Below are 19,517 nucleotides of genomic sequence, written 5' to 3'. Positions count from 1 at the left end.
CCGGACTCACACCGGCAAGCGACGACGAGCTGACGAACGACGATCAACCACCTACATGATCAACCCCCGCTCAACTGGACGCACGAAAAAGGCTCCCTGCCGACGCCGGCGCGACTGCGGGAGCTCGAGGTAGTCAACCTTGTCTCTGGACCTCATCGAGCTCGTTTGATCATTCCTGCTGAACAGGACATGCCATCACAAGACGCGGGCGGCTGTGAGCTTTGAAGGATCACGATCGCGTTGCAATCACCATCGGTGTCGGTGTCCGGTTTCTGGTCACTCTGCCTGCGAGGATGCGGGGGAAACAATGACGTACGCATGGACGATGTGCACTTTCGGCGCGTGGATGCATGGACCATGCTGGGCGAGGCGGCAAGCTCGGCGGACGATGCTTGGCAGGAAGGGGTGCCGGTGGAAGCTGCGTGGGCGCTGACCTTCCACGACCTTCACCCGGACGCCCGGCAAGTGGTGCGCGCTAGCGCGGTGCTCAATGGCCCCTCGATCTCCCTGGTGAGCATGGCGGCGGCGGGTGGTTTCTCGATGTCGCGCCTGAACGAAGTCCTGGATGTCGCCTCCGAGGCCGGGTGGGGCCGACACGTTGAGGATCGGTTCGAGGTGGCTCCAGGAGCTCGCGCTTTTCTGCGCAACCTGGTTCTTTCCATGCCGGCGAACGCTGTCCGGCTGATGCTGGACCGGATAGGTGGGGCGGTCATCGCAGCGACCGACGAGGTCAAAGCGGTGCCTCCGGCCATCCGTGCCGACATAATCGGGGTAATCCGAGCGGCGAATCGGCTTGGCGAGCCTGCTCTGGTTGCACGAGTAGCGCGGGCAGCGTGGCACGTGGTCACCCCGGACGTGAGCCTTGCGTGGTGCAAGCAACTGGCCGAGCACGGAGAACAAGCCGCCATCGCGGTCCGCGACCCCGCCCTTCTCGTGGAGCTACTCGACTCGAGCGCGAGGACCTATTCCGCTGGCGGCGACTGGCAGGCGGCGGAGCGCGCCTGGCTGAGAGCTCTGGCCGTTCTCGACAGAACCAGCACCTCCGAACGGTTCGTGGACTTTCTCGGGTTACTCGCGACGAATTACCGCAGATGGGGTCGTTTGCACAAGATGGCGGACACCCTGCTGGAGGTCGTCGCGCTTCACCAGCGGGAAGGCGACCCCGTGAAGACCGCTGAAGCTCTGGCCGCGGTAGGTACCACACTGTTCGAAGCCGGTCGACTGGATGCCGCCATCCAGCACCTCGAGTCGGCCAACCGGCTGTTGCAGGAGTTGCCCGACGACGACGTGGTTGCCCGCGCCCGTCGGTCCGTGGTGCTCGGAGACCTCGGCCAGGTGTACGCCGAACGGGGCGCGATCAACACCGCGCGCACCTGCTACCACCGAGCCCTGGCGTCGGCTCTCGATATCGGCGATGACGCGATCGCCACCCGGATACGAGAACTGCAGGCAACGCTGCCGTCTGTATAGCCGTCCGTCAATCGAGTGGCGTCACTTGGGCCTACTGCCGAAACAGCCCGACCAGCGCGCTCACCAACTGGGTGAACGCCACTGCCGCCTGCATGAACAGCAGCCGGATCGGCCAGGCCGGGTGAGGCGTGCCGCGCCGTGCACGGTGGCGCACGACGCGGTGCTGGCGTCGCTTGCATGCTCGTTGGCAGGGATGCGAATCGTCCGAGAGGTTGCGAGGCTCGAGGGAGAACATCGAGGTTGTGCGTCCCATCAGGGAAAGGGAGAAACGATAGAATGATTGCATCAGTATTTCTCGGAGACGTCGTGATCCCCTTCAGGGATCATGCCCGCATACAGGTCGATCACCCGCCGCACGTCCCTGACCTCGTAGACCTTGGTTTTCCTGCGGGTCTCCACCCGTTCCACGAACTCCAACTCCTCGGCTTTCAGCAGAAGTTCGCGAGCACGTTTCGCCGTGAATCTGCACCTGTCGGCGATCAGCTGGCTGGTGACGACCTGGAAGCTCGCCAGGGTGGCGACGAAACGAGCGAAGCCGTCTCGACGCTTGTCGACGTTCACCGTTTCCACGTACTTGTCGATGTAGCGCTCGGGCAGCTGCGCGAGTTCGCGCACGACTCGTAACTGGTTCCCACACTGTTCGATGAATCCGTTAGCGAAGAACTGCACCAGGCTGTTGAAGTCCAATGTCTGCACAACGTGCCGGTGCATGTGGTGGAACAGATCACGATTGCGGTCGATATGCACTGAGATTGGCAAGATCTGAGCCTGCAGCACACCGCTCTTGATCAATTCGAGCGTGACATAGACATGGAGCAGGTCAACGGTGTTGGTGAATGGGTCCAGGCTGAACAACTTGAAGGTACCCAAAGCCACCTTGTCCACGAACGGCATTTCCAGCGGGCCGTCCATCCAATCGAACAGCTGCTCGGCCTCGGCGCGCAGATCTTCACCTGGCGGCGTCGCCGATAAGTACGCGTCCTCAGCGGAGGGTCCGAACCACCGCGGCTCTGTTCGCCAGGGAAGCCCGTCTTCCGCGACAGGTCCCCCCGAGAGGTCGGTCAGGTCGCGCGCCACCCGCCTGAGGACATCCGCGACGGGCGCCGTGCGGACCTCGATGGCCGCCTCTCCCATGACTGTCACGTAGCGCCGGACGTTGTACGGCAACTGCCGAGAGCCCGCACCAGGGAGGTCGATGCTCGCGAGCTCCCGGTTGGTCACGGTGACATCCCGGAAGGCGAGCATGCTCTGAATCTCATGACGCTGGGTCGGGCGCACCAGCACGTTCCGATCAGGCAATCTGGTTGCGGCGTCGTAAAGCCGACCGAGCGTGTGGTCAGCCCACGACCTTCGCTGATGGGTCAGCTGATCCAAATTCAGGTTCGACGGCAACGGCTTGGGCACGAATGAGCCTCCTTTCTCAGATGAACAGGCACGCCCGTCCCCGTTGTCCGGAAGAACTCCTGGACACGTGGACTTGTACTCGGCGTACTCACACACCCTAAATTAGCCTCGTGTCGTTCGTAACTCGCCTCAAGATCAAGTTTTTCGGCGTGCTCACTCCGCCATCCCATGACCCTCAGACTGCGGCCACCAACACCCACCGCACACGAAAGGCCAGGCCAGACTCAGCGCCACAATTCCCCCACGCCACGTCCGCACACTCGCCACACGATCCACAATCACCCCGCAAAGCCTCTACCCCGGCACGGCCCGCTGTCGACAGGTCTGGGTAGCCGAGATCAAGACCCGGAGCAATTACACCCGATCGGGTGACACGAAGGATCCCGGAAGCTCGACATTCGCCGGGCGACGCCGCACGACGAGCACGCACGGCGCCGTCCGAAAGATGACGCTCAGCGTGAACTCACGAGGCTTGCAACGTCCGCAAGTGCAACGGTGCGTGGAACTTGCAATTGCAGATACGCTCCGCTACGGGTCATGTGCGCTATACCAGAACTCGCGCCAATAGTCCAATGTTCCTGACTCTCGACGTTACCCCGCAATTTATTTACCAATTTAGGTTTATATAGGTGCACTATTGACAGACCTCGTGCCGTATCAGCAACGTTGGGTAGGTAATCCGGGCGGCGGATCTCGGAGTCGACGGCGATGTGGCGTTTGGGTGGCAGCGGCTGGTTGCGCCGGCGCAGGCAGCCCGCGATGGCGGCTTCCTGGGCGGTGTGGCGGTTTGCAGAAGCTCATGAACTGCGGCGGGCATTCGCGGTTGCGGAACCGGTAGAACATCTGCCCGGTGGCGAGATCGAGCGCGGCGAACATGTGCCGGACCCGCCGGTGCGGGTGTAGGTGGCGCGCAGCCGGTCCGGGCGACCTCGACGGAACCAGCCGCGTCCTGGCCTGGGCTGCAGGTTCAGCGATCTGAACTCGTCAACGCAGATCACCCGCCCATCGGCGGGCGGGTGGTCGTACAGATCGAGGATCCGGTTCTTCTTGGCGACGAAGTCCGGGTCCTCGCCGCGCCGACCACGGCCCCCAGCACGTCACCGTGGGTGTCCATGCCGTCGAGAAACGGCAGCGGTGGCAACGGCAGCAGACGGGGCGCTTCGGGATCGGCGATGTCCCACACCTCGTCCCCGCCGCTGGACTGCCTGGTAACCATTCGGTTCCCGTCGGCGCTGAACAGGTACACGGGAAGTCGATCCGTCACGGACCCACAGCTGCCCCGTGTCGGCCTCCTTCGTGATCCCCGTTCGGTCGGACGGGAACGGCATCGGCGTCTGGTCGTCATCAGGGACAGTGCTCGCGCCGACGGCGGCGTCGGCCAGGATGAGCGCGTCGCGCGCCTCGGTCGTCGGCGTGACGCGGTAGGCGGCGAGCGCGAGGGCCGCGGCGTCGAGTGGGCGGATGCGCACCAACCGCTGCATCCCATCCGGACAGGGTCTGTCCCGTGATCTTGGGACAGTCCCCGAGCTCGTTGAGCAGACTCCCGTGCCCCGGCCGCGAACGTGCCTGTGCCGTCACCGTTCATCGGGGAAGACGCAACGTCCGATGTGCGGCGTCGAGAACGACGTGCCGGCGCTGACCATCACCGGTCGCGGGGCGTCATCCGCCAACGACGTGGGTGGCCGCTGACCTCACCGACGTCCGCTCCGGGGCCGTGGTGAACTCCAGGATCGACTCGGCGACGTAGTCGATCATCTCGGTGGTCAGGCCGGGGTAGACGCCGATCCAGAACGTCCGTTCCGTGACGATGTCACTGTTGGTGAGGTCACCCGCTATCCGGACGTGCGCGTCCTGGTAGGCCGGTTGGCGGACCAGGTTGCCGGAGAAGAACATCCTGGTGCCGATCTTGCGGCTTTCCAGGAAGGTCACGATCTCGCCGCGGTCGAACTCGGCGTCGGGGGCGACCGTCAGGACGAAACCGAACCAGCTCGGATCGCTGCCCGGCGTCGGTTCCGGCAGGATCAGTCCCCGCACGCCGTCCAGTGCCTCGCGCAGACGACGCCAGTTGCGGCGGCGGAGGTCGCCGAACTCGGTCAGCTTGCGCAGCTGGGACAGGCCGAGCGACGCCTGCAGGTCGGTCGTCTTGAGGTTGTAACCGACGTGGGAGAACGTGTACTTGTGGTCGTAGCCGTGGGGGAGGCCGCCCAGCTGTTGGCTGAACCGTTTGTGGCAGGTGTCCTGGGCGCCCGGTTCACACCAGCAGTCCCTGCCCCAGTCCCGCAGCGACTCCACCAGCCGGGCCAGCACCAGGTTGTCGGTGACGACGCAGCCGCCCTCACCCATCGTGAGATGGTGCGCCGGGTAGAAACTGGTGGTGGCGAAGTCGCCGAAGGTGCCGGTGAGTGTGCCCTGGTAGGTCGATCCCACCGCGTCGCAGTTGTCCTCGACGAAGTACAGGCCGTGTTCCTTGGCGAGGTCCGCGACTTCCGCGACGGGAAAGGGGTTGCCGAGCGCGTGCGCGATCATGACAGCTCTGGTGCGTGGCCCGATCGCCGCGGCCACCCGGTCGGCCGTCGTGTTGTAGGTGCCGAGCTCCACGTCCAGCAGCACGGGGATCATCTGGTTCTGGATGATCGGGTTGACGGTGGTGGGAAACCCCGCCGCGACCGTGATCACCTCGTCGCCGGGGCGCAGCCGCCTGCTACCCAGCTCTCGCTGCGTCAACGCGGTGAGGGCGAGGAGGTTCGCCGAGGACCCGGAGTTCGTCAGGTGTGCCTTGCGGCGCCCGAAGAGCCTGGCGAAGTCGCGTTCGAACGTCGACGCGCTCGGTCCCGCGGCGATCCGCATGTTCAGCGCGGCTTCCACCAGCGCGACCCGGTCGTCCTCGTCGAACACCGCGCCGGAGGGCAGGATGGGTGTCACACCGGGGACGAACGACCTACCGAGCTCCCTGTCGCGGTGGAACTGTCGGACGCTGTCCAGGATCAGGTCGGCTGTCACATCACTCATCGGCTCCCCAGAGGATCATCGAGACGGACGGACGACCGCGCTCGCTCGTACCCGGTCGACCAGTGCCGCCTGCGCCAGTACGGCGTCGCCCTCGAGTCCGGACGGGATGCCGTCACGCACCCTGGCCACGAACGCCCTTACCACGTTGCCGAACTGATCCTCCGGCGGCAGCGTCAGCTCCTCGATCCGGTCCTGCTGCTCGATCCTGATCAGCGGGGAGTGCGTCGGCGGTGGCGTGTAGGCCCACTGCACGACGACGCGTCCCGCGCTTCCCCAGAGTTCGTAACGCGACCGGTACGAGTGCTCCATGCCGAACGTGAGCTGTGCCGTCACCCCGTTCGGGGTGCTGAGCAGCGCCGTCCCGCCGAGGTCCACACCGCGGGCCGGGTCGAAGTGCAGTGTGGAGCCGACCACCTCCAGGTCGCTTCCGAGATACATCAGGGCGGTCCGAACGGGATAGACGCCGATGTCGGTCAACGCACCGCCGCCGACGTCCGGCACGTAGCGGATGTCGGCCGACGCCTTCGCGGGGAACGCGAACTCCGCCGTCAGGTTCCTCAGTTCGCCGATGACACCGTCCGCCACCAGCTTGCGCACCGTGACGTGCTGGGAGTGGCACAGGAACATGAAGCTCTCGACCAGTGCCAGGTCCCTGGCGGAGGCCAACTCCACGAGCGCCGTCGCCTCGGCTTCCGTCGGGGCCAGGGGCTTCTCCGACAGCACGTGCTTGCCGGCCAGCAACGCCCGTTCGACCCACTCGGTGTGGATCATCGGTGGCAGCGGCACGTACACCGCGTCCACGTCCGGGCGGTCGAGCAGCTCGCCGTAGCCTGCCACCGGTTCTCCGCCGAACCGGTCGCAGAACCTGGCCGCCTTGGCCGCGTCCCGACTGGCGATCGCGACCAGTCGCACGTCCGGATTCGCCACGAGCGCGGGCAGCATGCGCCGCCACGCGATACTCGCGCAACCCACCACCCCGAACCGGAGCGGGCTTCCGTTCATCGGGTCTCCTATCCAGCATCTCATCCGAGACTGTCACACCGGGTGTCCGCTTTTCATCCGCGCCGCCGTCCCACAAATCTGTGACACGCGCTGGTCCGGCGATTTCGGCAACGTGCGTAGAGTGAGCGACAAATCTGCGTGCCGGAGTCGTCCTGGGAGTCAGGAATGACAAATAACAATGGGCTCGGTCACACCCTGGTCGTTCCGTCGGGGGTCGAGATCGACCTGAGATTCATGACATCGGCGGAACTGCACACCACGGCGACGAGCATTGCCGACGTACTGGCGTGGCTGTCGGAGCACCGGGCACGGAACTCCGCCGAACTGGAGCGCGTCTCCCTGTTCGAGCTGGACAACTGGCGCGTCCATCCCGGCACGGGCAACGTCGCCCACGACAGCGGCCGGTTCTTCACGATCGAGGGAGTTCGGGTCCAGACCGACTACGGTCTCGTGCCGAGGTGGGCGCAACCCATCATCAACCAGCCCGAGATCGGGATCCTCGGTCTGCTGGTGCGTGAGCAGGACGGCATCATGCAGTGTCTCGTCCAGGCCAAGATGGAACCGGGGAACATCGGCAGCGTTCAGATCTCCCCGACCGTCCAGGCGACGCGCAGCAACTACACCCGCGTCCACCGAGGCGCCGCGACCAACTACCTCGAGTACTTCCAGAACCCGCGCGACGTCATCGCGGACGTGCTGCAGTCCGAACAGGGTGCGCGTTTTCTCCGCAAGCGCAACCGGAACATGATCGTCGAGGTCGGCGGGAACGTGCCGGTGGTCGACGGGTACCGCTGGGTGAGCCTGGCGCAGCTGTACGAGCTGCTCAAGCTCGACAATGTCGTGAACATGGACCTCCGGTCGGTGTTGTCCAGCGTGTCGCTGGTCAGCGAGGCGTCCGGTCGGCGGACCGCCTCGACCGGCACCCCGCCGAAGGAGGCGATGCCGGGTACGTCGTCGTGGGCCAGGTCGATCTTCCAACCCGAGCGGTCGCTCCACACCTACGCGGAGGTGCTGTCCTGGCTGACCAACGCGAAGACCCTGTTCGACCTGCGCGTCGACCGGATCCCGCTCAACGAGGCCGAGCACTGGCGGATGAAGGACGGCGCGATAGGACACGAGGACGGGCAGTTCTTCTCCGTCATCGGCGTCGGGGTGACCTCGGCCGACCGCGAGGTGGCCGGCTGGACCCAGCCGATGATCGCGACGGAACACGAGGGGCTGATCGCGTTCCTGGTGAAGAGCATCAACGACATTCCGCACTTTCTCTGCCATTCACGGGTGGAGGCCGGGAACTTCGATATCGTGGAAATCTCCCCCACCGTCCAGTGCATCACCCGGAACTACCGGAACCTCCCGGTCGACAAACAGCCGAAATACCTCCAGGCCGTGTTGAACGCACCGGCACGCAACGTGCTCTACTCGGCATACCAGTCCGAGGAGGGCGGTCGTTTCTACCGCCAGCAGAACCGCTACATGATCGTGCGGGTCGACGACGACTTCCCGGTCACCCCGCAGGACGACTACATCTGGCTCAGCCTCGGCCAGTTGCAGCACTTCATCCGGTATGCCAACCACATCAACGTGGAGGCACGCAGCCTGGTGGCCTGCCTGTCCGCCACCTACCGCAACGACCTGACGGATCCGGTGTTGTCGTAGGACCTACGTCGTCCGGTCCACGGCGGTCGTGTCCTGGGCGGGTGAGCGCGGCTCGACGACGCTCCCGGCGCGCGGCGGACCGGCATTGGCGAGTACGGCCACCACCAGTGCACCCAGTATCACGATGCCCGCGCCCCAGGCGCTGGCCACCGCGTAGCCGTGCACCCTGGCCGCCACGGAGTCATGGGACGAGACGAGGTACGCGGACGTCGCGGCGGTCGCGACGGCGTTCGCCAGCGCCGCCCCGATCGCCCCGCCGAGCTGACGAGAGGTACCCATGACGGCGGACACGAGACCGGTGTCCCGAGGATGAACCGAGCTCATCACACCACCGGTGGCCGGCGCCGTGATCAACGCCATGCCCAGCCCCAGCAGGATCTGCGCCGGCAGCAAGCCGGCGGCGTAGCTCGTGGTGGGGGTCAACCGGGTGAGCACGAGCATGGCGGCGCCGGTGAGCACGATGCCCGGCACCAGCAGCGCACGAGGCGACAGGCGCGGCATCAACCGGCTCGCCACCTGACTGGACGCGATGAACACGGTCGCGACCATCGGCAGGATCGCGACGCCGGTCATGAGCGGCGAGTAGTGCATGATGTCCTGCAGCTGGAAGGTCGCGAAGAGCGAGATCCCGAACGTCGCGAAGGTGGTCAGCCCCAACGCGAGGAACGAGCCGGCACGGTTGCGTTCGGTGACGATCCGCAGGGGCAGCAACGGGTTTCGCGACCTGGCCTGCAGGATGACGAACGCGGCCAGCAACCCGACCGCGGCGGCGGCGATGACGAGCACCTCCCAGGACCCCCAGCCTTTCGGCGTCCCCTCCGCGAAGGCGTAGGTCAGCGCCGCGAAGCCGGCACAGGCGAGCACGGCGCCGGGAAGGTCGATCGCCGTCTCGCGGTGTCCGGGTGGGTCGGGCAGGTAGCGGAGCGCGCCGAGCACCGCGCACAACGCGATGGGCACATTCACGTACAGGCACCAGCGCCAGTCGAGGTACTCGGTGAGCACCCCGCCGAGCAACAGACCCGCGCCGGCGCCACCTCCGGTGACCGCGCTGAACACGCCGAGAGCCCGCGCGCGGTCGCACACTCCGGTGTAGACGGTCACCAGCAACGACAGCGTCGACGGCGACAGGATCGCCGCGAAGACACCCTGGGCCGCTCTCGCCGCGATCAGCATCCCGCCGCCGGCGGCAGCACCGCCCAGCCCGGAGGCGATCGCGAACCCGATCAGCCCGATCACCAGGGTTCGCCTGCGACCGTAGCGGTCCGCGACCCGGCCGCCCAGCAGGAGTCCGCTGCCGAGGGTGAGGGCGTAGGCGGTGATCACCCACGCACGGTCGACATCGGACATGCCGAGCGCCGTCTGCGTCGACGGGAGCGCGATGGTCACGATCGTGCCGTCGAGCGTGATCATCAGTTGGGCGAGGGCGAGCACGGACAGACCGCGCCACTTGCCCCTGACCGGCGTCTCGTTCACTGCTTCGTTCCTTCCCCGGGCGGAGCGATGCTCAGTTTGCGCAGGAGGTGGCCGAAGGTGACCCGCTCCCGTTCGGTCAGTCGTGCGAAGACGGCCGTCGCGAGGTTGGCCTTGCCCAGTTCGAGGCGGTCGACCAGCGCCAGGCCCTTCTCGGTGAGCGACACCAGGATCGCCCGCCTGTCCTTCGGGTCGGCGGTGCGCCGGGCCAGCCCGCGCTGCTCGAGGCCGTCCACGAGGGAGGTGATCGTGCGTGGCACAACACCCTGTGCCACGGCCAGTTCCGTCATCGACGCGGGCTTTCCCCGTTCGTGCAGGCCCAACAGCAGGTTCGACTGGGCGGGCGGCACGTTGTGCGCGGCGAAGAACGCGTCCCGTCTGCCGATGAACAACAGCACGAGCTCGTCCAGGACCCCCAGAAGGTCCCGATCGTCCGGAACGGCGGCCACCACACCTCATCCCGTCAAAGTACTGAGTCAGAACTCATAATGAGTACTGGCACAATATAACCGTCGCGCCGGTCGGCACAACGTCCGGCGCCTCCCAGAAGGGCACAGACCGATGACCAGTTCGGCGAGCCAGCTGCTGGCGAACGTCCGGCAGGCGTTGCCAACCGAGGACGACAACCGCCTCGTGCCGTTGCTCACGAGCGGCAAGGCGGCCGGTTCGGTACTCGAAGCGTTCGCCGCCGAGCAGTACCACCTGTTGAACAGCGACCGGGGCAGCTTCCTCGCCCTCTCGGAACGGGCGGGCAAGCCGCAGGCCAGGGCGTTCTACGCCGGCGCGGCGCAGGGTGAGGAGGCGGCTCTGGCCAGGCTGGTCACCTTCGCGGCGGCGTGCGGGCTGGACGAGGCCGCCCTGCGGTCCCACGAGCCGAGGGCCGGGTGCCACGCGTATCCCTCCTACCTCGCGTGGCTCGCGCTGCACGGCGAACCGGTCACCGTCCTGCTGGCGGTGGTCGCCGACCTCGGCACGTGGGGACGGTACTGCGGCACCATCGCACCGGCACTGCGTCAGCACTACGGCCTCACGGACGAGGCGTGTGCCTTCTTCGACGCGTTCGCCGTTCCCGCCCCACAGGTCGAGGAGTACGCGCTGGCCGTCATCGGGGACGACCTCGACGACCACCGCGACGCGCTCCGGTACACCAGGCTGTTGCGTGCCTACGAGTCGATGTTCTGGAACACGCTGGCCGACGAGGTCGCGTGACCTCCGCCGGATCGCCGGGCGTGGCGGCGCCCGGCGATCCGGCCGTCAGGTCTCGAGCTCGCCGTGGAGGTGCGTGGCCAGGATGGCCGGGGTGGGGTGCTCGTAGACGACGTCGGGGGGCAGCGACAGGCCGGTGTAGGCGTTCAGGCGCGCGCTGAACTCCACCACGGCCATCGATTCGAATCCCGCGTCGAGAAACTCCTTGTCGGCGTCGATCGTGTCGCCGGAGTCGTGCCCGAGGACCACGGCCGCCTGCCAGCGCACCAGGTCGAGCAGCAGACCTTCCCGTCCGGGCCGGGCGAGGTCGGCCAGCCGACGACGCAGCGCCTCCGGCCCGCCGAATCCCGGTTCGGTGGGTGTGTCCCCGGTCTGCGCGGTGCCCGGTGTCGTCACCGTCGTCCACAGCGGGCTGGGGTGCTCGCTGTGGAGCCGGTCCCAGTCGACGTCCGCCACGACCAGCCCGGCCTCGCCGTGTGCCAGTGCCGAGACCATCGCCCGGACGACGACATCACCCGGTGTGCGGTCGGGATCGCAGGTGATCGTGGTCGCCGCACGGCCATCCGCCCGGCGTTGGCGGCTCAGCGCGTCCCAGTGGGCCCATTCGGTGCCGCCGGAGATCCCCAGCAGGCCGTCGAGTGGACAGAGCACCACTGACGCCGCCACCTCGAATGTCGCCAGGAGCGGGGCATCCAGGTCGGAGGTCGTGAGCAGCGGCTCGGCGTGGACGACCACCGTCACCGTCTGCTGGGTAGCCAGTTCCGGCAGCTCGGCGTGCCGGACCACGGTCACCCGTGCGCCGAGGGAGACGAGCCGGTTCGCCAGTTCGGCGGGTCGGTCGTCCTCAGCGACGAGCACGACGTGATCGGCACCGTTGGCCGCCAGCCAGAGGGCGGCCTCCGTGCCGGCCGGACTACGGACGCCGGTCACCAACACCGTGCCACTCGGTCGCCATGTCTGCCCGTTGGCACCGGTGGGCAGGCCCGTTCGCACCAGCCTCGGCACGTAGGTCCCGGACGGTCGGACCGCCACCTGGTCCTCATCCGCGAGACTGTGGAGCGCCGCGACCAGGCGGGCGCTCGATCTGGCATCGAGGACCTCCGGCAGGTCGACCACTCCGATGGGCCGGTCCGCATGCCGTCGGAGGGTCCTGGCGAGACCCCACGTCCGGGCGGCGTGCGGACAGCCGAGCCGGTCGGCCGGCGCCAAGGACACAGCTCCCCGCGTCGCGAACCACACGGGCGCGGGTGTCTTCAGGTCGTCGAGTGCCTGTACGAGGGCCGGCTGTTGGGCGGCCGACAGCAACGAGAGCACGCCGCTCACGGGTTCTCCAGGCCATCCGGCACGGATCTGGCCGGCGAGGTCGGCCTCCGAAACGGGCAGTGTCCGCATGCCGTCGAGGTCGGCCAGCGCATCGGTGAGTGGGGTGGGGGTCACCACCAGCCAGGTTCCCGGCGATGGCGGCGTCGGTCGGACTGTCGACGGTGTCCAGGAGATCCGGTACCGCGACCGGCCCTCGTCGGCCAGCGCGCGGCGCCGCTGTCGCCAGGACGACAACACCGCGAGCATGGACGGGTCGACGTCGGCCGGCGTGACCCCCAGTGCCGAGGCCATGGCGGCGAGGTCGCCTTGCTCGACCGCGTCCCACAGCTCGGTGTCCGGCTCGGGGGTGTGGACGGTGGGGGAGGTGAGCCAGTATCGCCTGCGCTGGAAGGCGTAGGTCGGAAGTTGTACCCGGCTGACGCGGCGACCGGCGAAGCTCGGTGTCCAGTCGACGGCGTGGCCGCGAACGTGGAGCCGCGCCATCGCGAGCGTCAGGGTCACCGGCTCCGGGCGTTCGTCGCGGAGCAGTGGGACGCACTCGGCATCGGGCACACAGCCGCGGGCCATCGCGGACAGCACGCCGTCGGGCCCCAGTTCGACGAATGTGGTGCTGCCCGCGTCTCGCAGGTACCGCACGGCATCGGCGAACCGGACGGTGGCGCGGACCTGCGTGGCCCAGTAGTCCGGTGAACAGGCCAGCTCCGGCGTCAGTTCCCGGCCGGTCACGGTCGACACGATGGGAATGGTGGGTGGGTTGAAGGTCAGTGTCGCGACCGTCTGTACGAACTCGGTCAGCATGGGGTCCATCAACGGCGAGTGGAACGCGTGGGAGACCCGCAGCCGCGTGACCTTGCGGCCTCGACCCGCCCAGGCCGCCGCTACGTCGGCAACCGCGTCCGCCTCTCCCGAGACGACCACCGCGGAGGGCCCGTTCACCGCGGCGATGCCCACGCGATCACCGAGCCCCTCCAGCGACTCGGCGACCTCACTCTCACCGGCTTGAACAGACAGCATCGTCCCACCGGCAGGCAGCGCCTGCATCAGTCGGCCTCGCGCCTCCACCAACCGAGCCGCGTCCGGCAACGACAACACACCCGCCACATGTGCCGCGGCGATCTCACCGACCGAATGACCGGCTACGAAGTCCGGACGCACCCCCCACGACTCCATCAACCGGAAGAGCGCTACTTCCAACGCGAACAACGCGGGCTGCGCACACCCGGTCCGCTCCAACGCCTCAGGATCCGCACCCCACATCACATCCCGTACCGGCACCTCAAGCGCCGCACACACCTCGTCAAAAGCCCCAGCGAAGACCGGGAACGGCTCATACAAACCCTTGCCCATGCCCAACCGTTGAGAACCCTGACCAGAGAACAACATCGCGCACGAACCACCGACCGACGAACCAGAGACCACACCCGCGGCATCACCACCCGAAGCAACAACACCCAAACCAGCAAGCAAACCCGCCCGATCCTCACCCACCACCACCGCACGATGCTCCAACACCGAACGAGCAGCCAAAGCCACCCCCACCTCGACCGCGCCGACGTCCGAGTCACCGAGATGAGACAGCAACCTCGACGCCTGTGCCCGCAACCCTTCCGCGCTCTTCGCCGACAACACCCACGGCACCACACCATTTTCATCCGAAGTCTCCGGCAACTCCCCTATCGCCGCCGGCTCCTCGAGAATCACATGCGCGTTGGTTCCACTGATCCCGAACGACGACACCCCGGCCCGACGCGGCCGCTCAACCTCCGGCCACACCGTGTTCTCGGTCAGCACCCGCACCGAGCCAGTCGACCAGTCCACATGAGACGACGGCCGATCCACATGCAACGACCGCGGCAACAAACCGTGCCGCATCGCCAACACCATCTTGATCACACCCGCAACACCAGCAGCCGCCTGCGTATGACCGAAGTTCGACTTCACCGAACCCAGCAGCAGGGGCCGATCCAGTGCACGGTCCTTGCCATAGGTGGCCAACACGGCCTGTGCCTCGATAGGGTCGCCGAGCTTCGTGCCTGTTCCGTGGGCTTCCACCGCGTCGATGTCCGATGCCGCAAGGCCGGCGTTCGCCAACGCCTGACGAATCACCCGCTGCTGCGACGGACCATTCGGCGCCGTCAAACCATTCGACGCACCATCCTGATTCACCGCCGAACCACGAACCACCGCAAGAACCGGATGACCGTTGCGTTCCGCGTCAGACAACCGCTCCAACAGCAGCATCCCCACACCCTCGGACCAGCCCGTCCCGTCGGCGGCCTCAGCGAACGGCTTGCACCTGCCATCGGCAGCCAACCCACCCTGACGGCTGAACTCCACGAACGTCGCCGGTGACGACATCACCGTCACACCGCCGGCCAGGGCGAGGGAACACTCGCCCTGACGCAACGACTGAGCCGCCAGGTGCAGCGCCACCAACGACGACGAACACGCCGTGTCCATCGTCACCGCGGGCCCTTCGAACCCGAAGGTGTAGGCGATCCGCCCCGACGCCACGCTGCCCGAGTTGCCGACACCGACGAACCCCTCGACCTCGCCCGGCATGGCATCCAGACGAGACGCGTAGTCGTGGTACATCACGCCGGCGAACACACCGGTCCGGCTGCCACGCAGGGACTTCGGGTCGATCCCGGCCCGTTCCAGCAAATCCCACGACGTCTCCAGGAGCAACCGCTGCTGCGGATCCATCGCCAACGCCTCACGCGGCGAGATCCCGAAGAACTCCGCGTCGAACTCCGCGGCGTCGTACAGGAACCCACCCGCACCGACCGGCAACGAACCGACGTCCCAACCCCGATCCGCCGGGAAGAACGACACGCCGTCACCGCCGTCCGCGACGAACCGCCACAACTCCTCCGGCGAGCCGACCCCACCCGGATAGCGACAGCTCATCCCCACGATCACCACCGGATCGTCACCGACCACAGCCGACGACACCGCTCCCCCGCCAACATCACCACCATCGAACTCGGCCTGGAGGAACTCGGCCAGCACACCCACTGACGGGTAGTCGAAGACCAACGACGCCGGCAACCGCAGACCTGTCGCCATCGACAGCCGGTTCCGCAGCTCCACCGCGGTGAGCGAGTCGAAACCCAGATCCGAGAAGGGACGAGTCACGTCGATCGCGTCCCCGGACGAGTGGCCCAGCACCGCGGCCACCCCGGCCCGCACTGCCTTGACGATGGCCTCATACCGCTCGGCTTCGGGCAGGTCGGCCAGCTCCGCGGGGGGCGCGGTCGCACCGTCCGCCGCGGGAGTCCGCCGTACCGGTTCCCGGACGAGGCCGCGCAACAGTGCCGGCACGGGCCGGCCGCCGGAACGGGCGCGGAAGGTGGGGAGGTCCAGCCGTGCGGGCATGAGCGCGGCGTGCTCGGAACGCAGGCTCACGTCGAAGAGGGTGAGTCCGTCAACCACGGACAACGGCAACACACCACCACGAGCCATCCGCTCCACATCACCCCGCATCCCACCCTCGACATCCCACAAGCCCCACGCAAGCGAGACCCCCACCAGCCCCAGCTCACGACGATGCTCGGCCAGTCCGTCCAAGAAGGCATTCGCTGCCGCGTAGTTCCCCTGGCCAGGGCTGCCCAGCACCCCGGCCGCCGACGAGAACAGCACGAACATCGACAGATCCAGGTGCCGGGTCAACTCATGCAGGTGCCACGCCCCATGCACCTTCGGACGCAACACACCTTCGACGCGCGCCGGCGACAACGACTCCACCAGGCCGTCGGCGACGACACCCGCCGCGTGAACCACACCACGCAACGGGAACTCGGCGGGAATTCCCTCGATGACCGCGGCCAAGGCGTCCCGATCAGCCACATCACACGCCGCCACGGTCACCGCCACGCCCGCCTCGGCAAGCTCCGCCGGCAACGCCCCCGCGGGCTCCAGGCCACGACGACTCACCAGTACCAGGCGCCGGACACCGTGTGTGGCCACCAGATGCCGGGCGACGAGGCCACCCAGCGCACCGGACGCACCCGTCACCAACACCGTCTCACCAGGGCCGAACACAACCACCTCATCTGGCGGCACCGAGGCACGGAACAGGCGGCGTACTGACATCACGCCGTTGTCGACTCTCACCTGCGGCTCGCCCGGCGGGAGTCGACTCAGGAAGGCGGCATCCGCCAGCTCGTTCATGTCCGCCACGGCGAAGCGTCCGGGGTGCTCCGACTCGGCCGTCAGGACCAGCCCGCGGACCGCACTGCCGACCAGACCATGCGTCACGAACACCAGGCGCGACGACTCAAGCCGGCGGTCACTCAACCAGGCCTGCACGACGGCCAACGCACGCAGCAGCGTCTGGTGCACCGCCTGCGCGGAATGCCCAACATGGAAACCCACGGGCAGGAACACGACGTCAGGCGTCGACGCACCCGAGTCCATCGCGTCGATCAGTGACTCGTGGTCGCGGTAGGTCGGGGCATCGATCCCTCCGCACCGCAGTGCCTCACTCAGCACACCGTCGCCGACTACTGCGCACGAACCCGACGAGTGACCGGCGGGTTCGGGCAAGGCGGTCCACTCGGCCGTGAACAACGAGTCGCGGACGGCAGTGAGGTGATCGGCGCCGACCGGCCTGGTGACCAGCTCGCCGACCGACAGCACCGGCGAGCCCGAGTCATCGGTGGCGAACAGTGACACCCGGCCCGACTCGGACGGGGTCACTCGTACTCGCAACGTCGAAGCACCGGTCGCATGCAGTGAAACGTCGCGCCAGGAGAACGGCAGGTGGATCGCCGACCGGTCGGGTCCGCCGATCATCGCCAACGGATGCAGGGCGGCGTCCAGCAGCGCGGGGTGCAGCCCGAAGGCTGTCGCCTCGGTGTCGTCGACCAGGCCCACCTCGACGAACACCTGCTCGCCGTGACGCCAGGCCGCGCGGGCCGCCCGGAACGTCGGGCCGTAGTCGAGACCGAGATCGGCGAGCAGGTCGTACAGGTCGTCGAGCGCGATCCGGCGGGCGCCGTTCGGCGGCCACGACGAGGAGTCGGCCATGACCGCGCCACCCGCCGCGGCAAGCACGCCGGTGGCGTGCTGTTGCCAGGGCTGGTCGGTCGCGGGGTCGTTCGGCCGGGAGTGGATCGACAGGGTCCGTCGTCCCGACTCGTCAGCGCCTACGACGACCCGCACCTGCACACGTCCCTGTGGCGGCAGCACGAGGGGTGCGGCAAGGACCAGTTCCTCGACAACGGGACAGCCAACCTCCCCGCCGACCCACAACGCCATCTCCACGAAAGCCGTCCCCGGCACCAGCACCTCCCCCAACACCACATGATCACCGAGCCAGCCAGCCGTCCCCACCGACAACCCACGTGCGAACACCGCACCGCCAGGCAACTCCACCCCGTCACCCACCAAGGGATGACCACCCACCCTCGGCCAGAACCGACGGCGCTGGAACGCATACGTCGGCAGTTCGACCCGACGGGCACCACGACCGGCGAACAGCGACGACCAGTCAACAGACACGCCATCCACATACAGCCGAGCCAACGCCGCAGTAGCCGTCACCACCTCCGACCGATCACGCCGCAACACCGGAACGCACCCGTCCACCAGGCTCGACAGCACGCCATCAGGGCCCAACTCGACCCACGTGGTCACTCCTTCGGCACGCAGGCATTCGACCGCGTCGCCGAACCGGACCGTCGCCCGGATCTGATCGACCCAGTACCCGGGCGAGCACACGACATCCGAACTCAGCAACTGGCCCGTCACGGTCGACACCATCGGTAGCTTCGGCGAGCCGTAGGAGACCTGGTCGACGGCTTCCGCGAACTCGGTCAGCATGGGGTCCATCAACGGCGAGTGGAACGCGTGCGACACCCGCAAGCGCGTGACCTTGCGACCCAGGCCCTCGAAGTGAGCGGCAATCCGCTCAACCACATCCCCTTCGCCAGAGACCACCACCGCCGAGGGGCCGTTCACCGCGGCGATACCCGCCCGATCACCAAGCTCATCCAACGACTCGACAACCTCAGTCTCGGTGGCGTGAACAGACAGCATCGCGCCGCCCGCCGGCAACGCCTGCATCAGCCGACCCCGAGCCACGACCAACCGAGCCGCGTCCCTCAGCGACAAGACGCCCGCGACATGCGCCGCGGCGATCTCCCCCACCGAATGACCGACCACGAAGTCCGGGCGCACACCGCAGGACTCCAGCAGCCGGAACAGGGCCACTTCCAACGCGAACAACGCAGGCTGCGCGAACTCGGTCTGCTCCAACACTTCAGGATCCGTGCCCCACATCACCTCCCGAACAGGAACCGTGAGCGCGGCACACACCTCGTCGAACGCCGCGGCGAAGACGGGAAACGACTCGTACAAGCCCTGACCCATACCCAACCGCTGAGAACCCTGACCAGAAAACAGAAATCCCAGCCGTCCAGATCCCGCCACACCTGCGACGACACCGCTCGACAATCCGTCCCGAGCCAACGCGGTCAATCCGCGCACCAACTCAGCCCGATCCTCGCCGACCACGACCGCGCGACAGTCAAGCGCGGAGCGAGTCGTGGCAAGCGACCAGCCCACATCGGCCGTACCGACATCCGAGTCAGCGAGATGGGACAGCAACCTCGATGCCTGTCCGCGCAATCCCTCCGCGCTCTTCGCCGACAACACCCACGGCACCACACCACCCTCACCCGAGGCCTCCACCAACTCCCCCACCACCGCTGGCTGCTCGAGGATCACATGCGCGTTCGTCCCACTGATCCCGAACGACGACACCCCAGCCCGACGCGGCCGCTCAACCTCCGGCCACACCCTGTTCTCGGTCAACAACTCCACCGAACCAGCCGACCAGTCCACATGAGACGACGGCCGATCCACATGCAACGACCTCGGCAACACCCCATACCGCATCGCCAACACCATCTTGATCACACCCGCAACACCAGCAGCCGCCTGCGTATGACCAAAATTCGACTTCACCGAAC

11 protein-coding genes are annotated in these 19,517 nt (G+C 67.2%); 3 read left to right on the top strand and 8 right to left on the bottom strand.

The genetic code is table 11. The features are described from left to right. Positions 1-318 precede the first annotated feature (318 nt). Entirely contained in the window at positions 319-1,470 is a 1,152-nt protein-coding gene (locus tag CLV71_RS47275; RefSeq protein ID WP_133909540.1) for a tetratricopeptide repeat protein, read from the top strand. Positions 1,471-1,501: 31 nt separating this feature from the next. Here the strand turns inward: CLV71_RS47275 and CLV71_RS50385 are convergent, their stop codons facing one another. The 5 genes from CLV71_RS50385 to CLV71_RS47250 form a co-directional block, all read right to left on the bottom strand. Beyond that, the gene (locus tag CLV71_RS50385) at positions 1,502-1,624 is read right to left on the bottom strand and encodes a hypothetical protein (RefSeq protein WP_279588816.1); all 123 of its coding nucleotides are present in this window, start codon (positions 1,622-1,624) and stop codon (positions 1,502-1,504) included. 131 nt (positions 1,625-1,755) lie between these two features. Then, positions 1,756-2,874, bottom strand: a complete 1,119-nt coding sequence (locus CLV71_RS47270) for a Fic family protein (RefSeq protein WP_133909539.1) — start codon at positions 2,872-2,874, stop codon at positions 1,756-1,758. Positions 2,875-3,868: 994 nt separating this feature from the next. Beyond that, on the bottom strand, positions 3,869-4,138 hold the full coding sequence (locus CLV71_RS47260; protein WP_133909538.1) for a hypothetical protein: 270 nt from the start codon (positions 4,136-4,138) through the stop codon (positions 3,869-3,871). 395 nt (positions 4,139-4,533) lie between these two features. Then, positions 4,534-5,883, bottom strand: a complete 1,350-nt coding sequence (gene rfbH / locus CLV71_RS47255) for a lipopolysaccharide biosynthesis protein RfbH (RefSeq protein WP_133909537.1) — start codon at positions 5,881-5,883, stop codon at positions 4,534-4,536. Positions 5,884-5,898: 15 nt separating this feature from the next. After that, positions 5,899-6,885 (bottom strand): Gfo/Idh/MocA family protein, encoded by a 987-nt coding sequence (locus tag CLV71_RS47250; RefSeq protein WP_133909536.1) that lies wholly within the window; start codon positions 6,883-6,885, stop codon positions 5,899-5,901. A 234-nt stretch (positions 6,886-7,119) separates the two neighbouring features. Here CLV71_RS47250 and CLV71_RS47245 point away from each other — a divergent pair, with 234 nt between their 5' ends. Beyond that, entirely contained in the window at positions 7,120-8,541 is a 1,422-nt protein-coding gene (locus CLV71_RS47245) for an NDP-hexose 2,3-dehydratase family protein (RefSeq protein ID WP_166664558.1), read from the top strand. Between the two features lie 3 nt (positions 8,542-8,544). Here CLV71_RS47245 and CLV71_RS47240 read toward each other — a convergent pair whose 3' ends face one another. Further along, positions 8,545-10,014 (bottom strand): MFS transporter, encoded by a 1,470-nt coding sequence (locus CLV71_RS47240; protein ID WP_243867564.1) that lies wholly within the window; start codon positions 10,012-10,014, stop codon positions 8,545-8,547. Further along, positions 10,011-10,460, bottom strand: a complete 450-nt coding sequence (locus CLV71_RS50380) for a MarR family winged helix-turn-helix transcriptional regulator (protein ID WP_208298076.1) — start codon at positions 10,458-10,460, stop codon at positions 10,011-10,013. The genes CLV71_RS47240 and CLV71_RS50380 overlap by 4 nt, the downstream gene beginning before the upstream one ends. Positions 10,461-10,572: 112 nt before the next feature. Here CLV71_RS50380 and CLV71_RS47230 point away from each other — a divergent pair, with 112 nt between their 5' ends. Next, the gene (locus CLV71_RS47230) at positions 10,573-11,220 is read left to right on the top strand and encodes a thiaminase II/PqqC family protein (RefSeq protein WP_133909533.1); all 648 of its coding nucleotides are present in this window, start codon (positions 10,573-10,575) and stop codon (positions 11,218-11,220) included. A 45-nt stretch (positions 11,221-11,265) separates the two neighbouring features. On the opposite strand, the gene CLV71_RS47225 is transcribed toward CLV71_RS47230, so the two are convergent. Next, on the bottom strand, positions 11,266-19,517 hold an 8,252-nt coding region (locus CLV71_RS47225), incomplete at its 5' end, for a type I polyketide synthase (protein WP_133909532.1).

The sequence above is a fragment of the Actinophytocola oryzae genome (assembly GCF_004364325.1).
GTDB classification, from domain to species: Bacteria; Actinomycetota; Actinomycetes; order Mycobacteriales; family Pseudonocardiaceae; genus Actinophytocola; species Actinophytocola oryzae.
This window is presented reverse-complemented; position numbering and strand designations above follow the sequence as displayed.